This window comes from Bradyrhizobium genomosp. I (2014) (assembly GCF_000261685.1).
GTDB lineage: Bacteria > Pseudomonadota > Alphaproteobacteria > Rhizobiales > Xanthobacteraceae > Bradyrhizobium.
Genome location: NZ_AJQE01000009.1, coordinates 21,415 through 27,414 on the forward strand (window position 1 = coordinate 21,415; position 6,000 = coordinate 27,414).

Annotated in this window: 7 protein-coding genes and 1 riboswitch; all 7 genes read right to left on the reverse strand. The window is 68.0% G+C overall.

Annotated elements, in window-relative coordinates:
* Position 1 precedes the first annotated feature (1 nt).
* Entirely contained in the window at positions 2-751 is a 750-nt protein-coding gene (gene cobF / locus IC50_RS00820; RefSeq protein WP_035699368.1) for a precorrin-6A synthase (deacetylating), read from the reverse strand.
* A gap of 46 nt (positions 752-797) precedes the next feature.
* On the reverse strand, positions 798-1,475 hold the full coding sequence (locus IC50_RS00825) for an energy-coupling factor ABC transporter permease (RefSeq protein ID WP_035699369.1): 678 nt from the start codon (positions 1,473-1,475) through the stop codon (positions 798-800).
* Positions 1,476-1,512: 37 nt separating this feature from the next.
* A riboswitch (cobalamin riboswitch) is annotated at positions 1,513-1,732 on the reverse strand.
* Between the two features lie 45 nt (positions 1,733-1,777).
* On the reverse strand, positions 1,778-2,509 hold the full coding sequence (cobA, locus tag IC50_RS00830; protein WP_035699371.1) for a uroporphyrinogen-III C-methyltransferase: 732 nt from the start codon (positions 2,507-2,509) through the stop codon (positions 1,778-1,780).
* Positions 2,506-3,816 (reverse strand): cobyrinate a,c-diamide synthase, encoded by a 1,311-nt coding sequence (locus IC50_RS00835; protein ID WP_035699372.1) that lies wholly within the window; start codon positions 3,814-3,816, stop codon positions 2,506-2,508. Before IC50_RS00835 ends, cobA begins: the two co-directional genes overlap by 4 nt.
* Positions 3,816-4,598 (reverse strand): precorrin-4 C(11)-methyltransferase, encoded by a 783-nt coding sequence (gene cobM, locus IC50_RS00840; RefSeq protein WP_035699374.1) that lies wholly within the window; start codon positions 4,596-4,598, stop codon positions 3,816-3,818. Before cobM ends, IC50_RS00835 begins: the two co-directional genes overlap by 1 nt.
* A complete protein-coding gene (locus tag IC50_RS00845; RefSeq protein ID WP_035699376.1) occupies positions 4,595-4,963 on the reverse strand; it encodes a cobalamin biosynthesis protein in 369 nt (122 codons plus the stop codon). Before IC50_RS00845 ends, cobM begins: the two co-directional genes overlap by 4 nt.
* Positions 4,960-6,000, reverse strand: a 1,041-nt coding sequence (cbiT, locus tag IC50_RS00850) for a precorrin-6Y C5,15-methyltransferase (decarboxylating) subunit CbiT (protein WP_050990847.1), incomplete at its 5' end; no start/stop codon positions are given. The genes IC50_RS00845 and cbiT, both read right to left, overlap by 4 nt.

A 6,000-nucleotide genomic window follows, 5' to 3' on the forward strand; every position in this document is an offset into this window, starting at 1 on the left:
CCTATCCCCTGCGCTTGAGAATATAGCTGTCCATGATCCAGCCGTGCCGCTCGCGCGCCTCCTGCCGTGCGGTGACGATGCGCGAGCCCATGTCCGCGAGCCGACCGGACATCAGGATCTGATCGGGCATGCCGAGATAGGCACCCCACCAGATGTGGAGCCCGGTCGGATCGAGCGACTGAAATGCCGTGCCGCCGTCGAGCATCACCACGACGGTATCGACTCCCTGCGGCCAGCCGCGTTCGCGCAAGCGCCGCCCCGTCGTGACCAGGAACGGCTCGCCGACGTCGTTGAGCGGCAGTGCATGCGCCGCGCATAGCGCCTGGATCGAAGTGATGCCGGGCACCACTTCGATCTTCGGCAAGGGATCGAGCCGCCGCGCAATGCGCAGCGAGGAATCGTAGAGCGAGGGATCGCCCCAGATCAGCAGCGCAACCTTGCCTTCACCTTCGAGATGCCTCGCGATCGTCTGCGACCAGGTCGCGGCAACCGCATCGTGCCAAGCGTCTACGCCCTGGCGGTAATCAGCTTCGCCGGCATCGCGCACGGGAAGATCGAATTCGGCGATGGCCGTCTCGTCGCTGGTGAGCACGTCCGCGCAGATCGTTCGCCGGAGATCTGCGAGATCGGACTTCGCGGCGCCCTTGCGCGGGATCAGGACAAGATCGGCTGTGTTGATGGCGCGGATCGCGGCGCGCGTGAGCTGCTCGGGATCGCCGCAACCGATGCCTATCAGGGAGAGCGTGAGCATCGCGAGCGCGAAGGGCGGCCGCAGCGGCCGCCCATTCGCTTGTCTCTCAGGCCGCGTTGTGCAGACGCGGGGTGACGAGGCCGGGCGCGGTGACACCACGCAGCGACTTCGCCAAGGCCAGCACAGCGAGATCGGCGAGCGGCTCGATCACGATGACCAGCGCGTAGGAGGCCGCGAAGGTCGCGATGTTGGCGAGGTTGCTCGCGGCAAAGCCGGAGCCATAGAGCGCCCAGAACGCCACCCAGGCGACCACGCCGGCCTGATAGGTCGTCGAGAGCGCCAGCGCCTGACGGTACTTCAAATCGACATAGGCGGTGTTGCGCGAAATGATCCGCCTCGCGATCGCCTGGATCGCGAACAGCGGCACCAGCAGCGTCGTGACGTTCATGCCGTATTGCGGCAAGTCGGTCGGCACGAAGAAGATGCCCTGGAGCAGGAGGCCGAGTGCGAGGCCGAAGGCCGCGGGCGCAGCACCAAACAGCAGGAACAAGGTCGAGCCGAGGATGAAGTGCACTTCGGAGACGCCGACCGGGAAGTGCGGCAGGACCTGGAAGAAGGTGAAGACGAGGCCCGTGGTGGCCAGCGTGCGCGCCGCGAACGAGCCGACGCCCTGCTCGCGGACGGTTTCGGCCGCCAGCTTCAGCGCAACGCCGCCTGCGGCGATGCCGGTTGCGTAACTCAACACGAGCTTGGCGCCCGTCACTACTCCGGGTTCGATATGCATGGCTCAATTCCTTCCTGCCGTCACACCCGACGGCCTTGGCCTCAAAACGTGCAGGGCCGGTCTCCTGGCTCGCGGTTCACTGGGGTTCTCCGGCCTTCCCGAACCTTTCGGCCCAGTGGCTGATAGGAGCCCCTCACCGCTTACAGTCGCGGGGGCGGCTGGGGTTTTGGGCGCCGCAACTGGGTCCGCCCACCCCCATTCCCGATTATGCTCCGGCGCTTTGCGCCGCGTCGAGCACCATGCCTCTCCTGTGTGCCCCTTTCGCGGAGCCGGCGTCAAGAGGCGAAGGGCAGCCGCGGCCGTCATGACGGATAATCCCCCGCCAGCGCCCCGAACAGAATCACGGCCGCCGTGGACGCGGCGCCGCCGCGCGCAAGCTGCTCGGCGAGCTCGGCAATGGTGGTGCGGACCAGCCGTTCGTCAGACCGCCCGAGGGATTCGGCGAACAGCGCCGGGGTGGTCGGGGCGAGGCCGTGCGCGATCAATCTTGCGGCAAGCGCCGGAAAGGTGCGCCGGCCCATATAGACCACGGTCGTCGCCTCAGGGTCCGCCAGCGCCGCCCAATTCAGGTTCTGCGGCAGCTCGCCGCTGACGTCGGCCCCGGTGATGAACTGCACCCGGCGGGAGGTATGCCGACGGGTCAGGGGAATGCCGGCCTGGGCGGCGGCGACGCAGGCGGATGTGACGCCGGGAACGATCTCGTAGCCGATGCCGGCCTCGCGCAGCGTCTCCAGCTCCTCCTCGAGCCGGCCGAAAATGCCGGCATCGCCAGACTTCAGCCGCACCACGCGCGCGCCTGTCGCGGCATAGTCGACCAGGAGACGATTGACATGGTGCTGCTTGGTCGAGGGCCGCCCTGCCCGCTTCCCCACCGCGACGAGATTGGCGCCGGGCCGGGCGAGCTCGAGGATCGCGCCGGAGGCGAGGTCGTCATAGAGCACGACGTCGGCCTCGCGCAGCCGCGCGGCCCCCCTCACCGTGAGCAGCTCGGGATCGCCAGGACCGGCGGAAATGAAGGAGACAAAACCGCTCACCGATCCTCCGCGATCAGATGGAAGAATGTGCCGGTGGCGCGGCCGCGCTGCGAGCCGGTCTCGGCGATGACGGCGCCCGTCGCATCGTGCACGACCGCCAGCGGCGCATCAGGCTGCGCGACGATCGTCGAATAGTGGAACTCGTGGCCGCGCAGGCGTGCACCGGCCTGATGTCCCGGCATCGGCGATGCGAGCGTGGCGAGACGATAACCAAGATGCATCCGCCGTTTGGCAAAGCTCGCCTCGAGGCCAAGCAGGCCGGCCATCTCATGGCGGACGCCGTCGGCATCGGTCAAAGCAGCTCCCAGCACGATATAGCCTCCGCACTCGCCATGCACCGGCCGTGTCTCGGCGAACGCGCGCAGGCCGCTGCGAAAGTGCGCATTGGCCGCGATCTTGCCGGCGTGCAGCTCGGGATAGCCGCCGGGAAGCCAGCAGACGTCGGCGCTCGCGTCAGGCGCTTCATCGGCGAGCGGAGAGAATGTCGAGATCTCGGCGCCCGCCGCGCGCCAGGCTTCCAGCATATGCGGATAGACGAAGGAGAATGCCGGATCGCGGGCCAGCGCGATGCGCTGGCCGGGCGGCGTCACATTCAGACCGTTCGCCGCAGGTTGCGGCGACCATTTGGCTGCCGATTGCAACACCACATCGAGATCGACGTGCTCGGCAATAAAGCGCGCGGCCTCGTCGATCAGCTTGCCGATCTCCGCCTGCTCCTCGGCCTGCACCAGGCCGAGATGCCGCTTCGGCAGGCTGATCTCGGCATGACGCGGCAGCGCGCCGAACACGGCGATTCCTGCATCGTTGAGCGCACGCCGCACGAGATCTTCATGACGCGGGCTGGCGACACGGTTGAGCACGACGCCCGCAAGGCGCAAGCCGGCGCGATAATCGCGAAGGCCTGCGGCGATCGCCGCCGCAGTCTGCGCCTGGCCAGAGGGATCGATCACCAGAACCACCGGCCAGCCGAGCAACTCCGCGATATCAGCGGTGGCACCGGTGCCGGAGACACCGCGTGCGGCAACACCGTCGAACAGGCCCATCGAGCCCTCGGCGAGCACGACATCGGCGTCGGCACCGCGGCTGACGAGATGCGCGATGCCTGCGCGGTCCATCGCCCAGCTGTCGACATTGACGGAGGCGCGTCCCGTGGCGGCAGCGTGAAAGGCGGGATCGATGTAGTCGGGGCCGCTCTTGAAGCACTGCACGTTCAATCCGCGATGGCGCCAGGCGCGGGCAAGCGCCAGCGTCAGCGTCGTCTTGCCAACACCGGAGGCCGGCGCGGAGATCACGAGCCCTGCGGGCATCACGATGCCTCCGGAAAACGCGGCTCGGCGCCCACGGGCCGATAGCGACGATCGTAGTCGGCGGCGTAGAGGCGGCTCTCGTCAAAATCCGCCGAGCCCAGTGTCCGGCCGACCAGGATCAGAGCGGTGCGCTCCATCTCCGTACCGACGGCCGCATCGAGCGAGCCGAGCGTGGCACGAACGGTGCGCTGGTCCGGCCAGCTCGCGCGCCAGACAATTGCGACGGGGCAGTCCGCGCCATAATGCGGCGTGAGCTCGGCGACGACCTTGTCGAGCAGGTGAATCGACAGATGGACCGCGAGCACCGCGCCGGTTGCGGCGAATGCGGCAAGCTTCTCACCTTCGGGCATTGCGCTGGCCCGCCCCGGCGTGCGCGTCAGCACGACCGTCTGGGCAAGACCGGGCAGCGTGAATTCAGCCTCCAGCGCCGCGGCAGCAGCTGAGAACGACGGCACGCCCGGCGTCACCGAAAAGGGAATGCCGAGCGCGCGCAAACGGCGGATCTGCTCGCCCATCGCCGACCAGATCGAGAGGTCGCCGGAATGCAGCCGTGCCACATCCTTGCCTGCCGCATGCGCGGCGGCGATCTCCGCGATGATCCCGTCGAGCGACAGCGGCGCGGTATTCACGATGCGCGCACCGGGCGGGCAATGCGCCAGCACGCCCTCCGGCACCAGCGAGCCGGCATAGAGGCAGACCGGAGAGGCAGCGATCAGATCGCGGCCGCGCAGCGTCAATAAATCGGCAGCGCCAGGCCCAGCGCCGATGAAATGCACCGTCATGCGCCGTCTCCTTCCGCGATTGCGGCGGTGGCCGAGCGATCCTGCGAGACTACACGCGTCGCAATCAGCCGCGCGCGAGGACCGGCGGCAGCAAGCGCCGCAGCTTCGGCTACCGATCCGGTGCCGAACTTTTCCACGACGAGCTTCGACTGCGTCGGCGTATCGATGCCAGACAGCACATCGGCCGGAAGGGCCTTGATCGGCACACCACATTCGCGTGCGAGCTGCTTCAGCACCTCCGCGTCGGCCTTGTCGCTGACTGTCGCCACCGCCGCGAGGCCTTCCGGACCGCCGGCCGCCAGCAGTGCCTCGCGCAGCGAAGCCAGCGAGACATCCTTCTTGAATCCGAATCCCGCGACCTTCATCGGATCGCACTCCATTGCACCACGGGCCGCGTCGCTTCCCACGACCGGTAACGGCCGAGCGGGGCGGCATGGGCCATCTCCACCCGCATCAACTCGCCGCCGTGACGCTGGTGCAATTCGCCGAGCAGCGCTTCCGTTTCCAGCGTGACCGAATGTGCAACCAGCCGAGCGCCCGGCGCAAGTCGGGACCAGATCACAGCGAACATTGTGCTATCAAAGCCGCCGCCGATGAAGACAGCATCCGGCGGGTCCTGCGCAGCGAGGGCTTCGGGCGCCTTGCCTGCAACGACGTGGATCCGATGCGCCAGTCCGAACGCCGCTGCATTGCTGCGAATGTTCGCGGCGCGATCTTCACGCAGCTCGATGGCGGTGGCCGTCCCACCACACAGCGCCCACTCCACCGAGATCGAACCCGAACCGGCGCCGACGTCCCACAGCCGTTCGCCGGGCCGCGGCGCCAGCGCCGAGAGGGCGAGCGCGCGCACCGGCCGCTTGGTGATCTGGCCGTCATGGACGAAGAGATCGTCCGATAATCCCGAACTGCGGGGAACGCCTTTGCCTCCCCGCGCCTGCACCGCCACCGCAACCAGATTGCCGGCAATATCCCCAGCAAAGAGATCGGCGCGATGCTGGTCGATCATTTCGCGTGGGCCGCCAAGCGCAGCGAGAGTCCACACGAGTGAGGCGCCCCATCCACGTTGCGTCAGCCACTTCGTGAGATCGCCGACCGCCGTTGCGTCGCGCACCAGGCATATGATGCGTGCATCTTGCGCCAGATGCGGCACGAGACGCTCGAATGGCGCCGCATGAAGGCCGAGGCACACAACCGACTCGAGGCGCCAGCCCAGCCGCGCGGCCGCAAGCGAGAATGTCGACGGTGCGGAATGCGCGATCCATTCCCCGCCGTCGAGCTTCTCGGCGAGACTCGCGCCGGCGCCATGCCAGAACGGATCGCCGGAGGCGAGCACCACCGTCGGCCTGCCACTGCAGCTCAGCACGACATCCGCATCGAACGGCACCGGCCACGGCTGGCCGCG

Coding starts and splice junctions, on each gene's coding strand:
- cobM (WP_035699374.1), bottom strand. CDS start 4,598: ATGACGGTGCATTTCATCGGCGCTGGGCCTGGCGCTGCCGATTTATTG.
- cobF (WP_035699368.1), bottom strand. CDS start 751: ATGCTCACGCTCTCCCTGATAGGCATCGGTTGCGGCGATCCCGAGCAG.
- IC50_RS00835 (WP_035699372.1), bottom strand. CDS start 3,816: ATGCCCGCAGGGCTCGTGATCTCCGCGCCGGCCTCCGGTGTTGGCAAG.
- IC50_RS00825 (WP_035699369.1), bottom strand. CDS start 1,475: ATGCATATCGAACCCGGAGTAGTGACGGGCGCCAAGCTCGTGTTGAGT.
- IC50_RS00845 (WP_035699376.1), bottom strand. CDS start 4,963: ATGAAGGTCGCGGGATTCGGATTCAAGAAGGATGTCTCGCTGGCTTCG.